Source organism: Cupriavidus sp. CuC1, from assembly GCF_044627735.1.
GTDB lineage: Bacteria > Pseudomonadota > Gammaproteobacteria > Burkholderiales > Burkholderiaceae > Cupriavidus > Cupriavidus ulmosensis.
Window position 1 is genome coordinate 1 of record NZ_JBIUHC010000336.1, and the last position, 2,765, is coordinate 2,765.

At 56.2% G+C, this 2,765-nt stretch carries 1 protein-coding gene; it reads right to left on the minus strand.

Features of this window, described 5'->3' with window-relative positions:
• Positions 1-670 precede the first annotated feature (670 nt).
• On the minus strand, positions 671-2,765 hold a 2,095-nt coding region (locus ACGLHR_RS51320), incomplete at its 5' end, for a hypothetical protein (protein ID WP_400103751.1).

Sequence of the window (2,765 nt, forward strand, 5' to 3'; positions counted from 1 at the left end):
GGACGAAGTCCGCCGATGACATCCTCGCCAGCATCAGGAGATTTTGTCTGCGAATTTCTGACGCAGGACACTAGGGTGATCCCGTCCAACTCGGCCCAGTTTTGCCGCCCCCGTACAAATGGCCTATATTTGACGGGCGGAAGCAGGCGAACTGCCTAAAGAATGATTAGCTGGGTCTTTGCGCGAGGTCTGGCGCCAAATGGACAGGCAGATCGCGCGCATACGAGCACCGTATGCTCGGCCAAAGTCTGGAAAATCCTTATCTGGCGCGGCTTCCAGGGTAGCCACGCCAAATTTTCCAAACTTCGACAGCCGCCTTTCCAGGCTTTGTTACCGTCGCACAACAAAATTGTGCGCGTGTCTATTAAACCCGTCACACAAACCTTAAAATCTTCCGCTAACCTTTGTCAGGCAAGGCTTTCCGGGAGTCCAGAAAGCTGTCACAGGAAGCTGCTCGCGCACCTACAAGACGCCGAGCGGAAGATTTCCCTACGTCAAGTAAACCTGTCACAGTGGCAAGCCAGAGCGTTGAATGTTAACGGACGCGCCCCACAAAAACGTAGTGCCAGTTATCAACTTCTGCTCACGTCAAAGGCCCGATCGCGGTCGGATAACCAGCGACGTTAGTAAAACCTCAAAAGAACTGCGAGTTCCTTCAAGCCTGACGAAATCAAGACTTGCGCGACCTCAGCGGCTTGCCTGGCTCCTGTTCTGCAAGGAACTCGAGAAGACCGTAACCGGCATCCGGATCGCTCAACGCCTCGAGTGGGACGTCGTGTAATGATTCGGTAGTCTCTGCAGGCTCGTCCTCGCTCTGAAACCCCGCGTGGGCGTGCATTTTCTCTGACGCGTCGGTACCGTATCGTCGCCGAATCTCCTTGCGCTCTGAGGGACTTGCCGTGGGCAGTACTGCTTTGGAGTCCTTGTTCAGTGCGACGACTTCCGCAGCAACCGACCCGATACTTGAATTCTGTGTGGTTGTCTTGCCAAGCCGTTCCCCGACGGCCTGGTCACGGTTGTTGATCCGTCGCGCGATCTCTACATCCCCTGGCCGCGCATTCTGGCCTATGCTACGTTCCGTGTCTTTCGTCGCACAAATCGTGTGCCATTTCTTCCGATGGAACCACCAGAAGCCACCTCTCGGCGACGGCACCACATTGATGTATCGGCTGTTCCCGTGCTTAATCGCATCCTGTGCAAATTCGTGTAGCAAGATCCCAGCTTGACGGCCCTCATCGCGCAGCGTGCCGTTACCGTATTTCCCATTATTTCGTCTGAACACCCCGTTGCTTTGAACAAAAACCGGGCAGGTCGGGAAATAGCATCGCAGATCCTTTTTCAGGGTGGGTATCGCTCTTGCGCCATGACGCGCTTCCTGGCGATGCTCGAAGAAGTTGATTCTATTGTGCGCCTTGCGAGCGCGGCGAAGTTCGACTGGCTGGGGCTTCGATTTGGAGTAGATCGACAAATTGATGATGTTTTGCGCTTCGATCAGCAGACGCTCGAACGCCAGCAGCGTGATACGAATTTTTCGGGTCCGCTGCTTGACCTTTCGTGTGCTCCCGCTCGCCATCAATTTTTGGGCAAGTCGCCCTCTTGCCTTGTTTCCCTGCGCCGCCGTCACGATTCGACGCATGGTAATCACCTGATCGTCGCCAAGCGCTTCGACGGCCTGCATGAGAAGCTTCATGATCAACGCTTTGATCCGGCCAATGGCGCCTTCGACGTTCGGCTTGTCTCGTGGGTGCCAGGCGCGCGCCAAGGTTGTTTCGATCTTGAGCGTGCCAGCCACCCATCTCAGCACGTCCCAACTCGCCATCGGCCCCCGGTCAGTATGGAGCCGATCGATATGCATGTGGCGGGGGATGCCGGGAAGCGACTCCAGGGACATGTCTAGATCTTCCTTCAGATGTTTGCTCAACAACTCGTCCGACAGCATGTACAGCACACAGTGCTGGTACGCTTCACCATTCTCTACACGCAGCGTGACAAACGTGCCCATCCACGTATCGGTTTCCTTTTCGACAGCAATGATGGCCGTAGGCGAGCCAACGCCCTGACAGCTCTCGATATCGATTTCCTCCGGCGGTGTGTTGTCGTCAACGTCTACGATCTCAAAGACTTCGAAGACTGTGCCATCGATCATGCCAACGATGGCATCCGGAGCGTCAAGTTCACGCAACGGCCTGCCGGCCGATCTGTCCTTGCTAGCGGCGGGCAATAAATCGCCAAGACGTCCCTTTAGCTGTCCGTTCTGCCACTTGATGGTCCCGTCTCTCGGGATAGGGATTCCTTCCATATCATGAAAGAATCCTCCTTTGAGATAGTCGAGAAAGAACGCCGGGCGATGAAGGATCTGCAACGCCGACAGCGTGAACGTCGAACCGTCGGCCTTACGAAATCGCCACTTCGCTCTGCGCGCGCCTTTTTCTCCGTTGGCAACGAGAAGGCAGACGACGCCTGCCATCTGGCGGATGTGATGGGCCTCCGTGAACAGCCCCGCCGGGTCCATACCATCCTGCGACAGCAGCAGCTCACCTGACTGGGGACCCGGCTTCTTCCGCTGGCGCTTATTCTTCGAACGCACGACGCCGGGCGCACCGGACATGAAAGTGTGCGGAATGACCGCGACCCTTGTTCCGCCATAGCGGATGTATCGCTGAAACGTCATCGCGACATGGTGGTCGGACACCCAATCCACCCAAGTTAAGCAGCGCAAAGAAGGCCGCGATTGATCAACGCAAGGTCTTGACACGTGAGGAGAT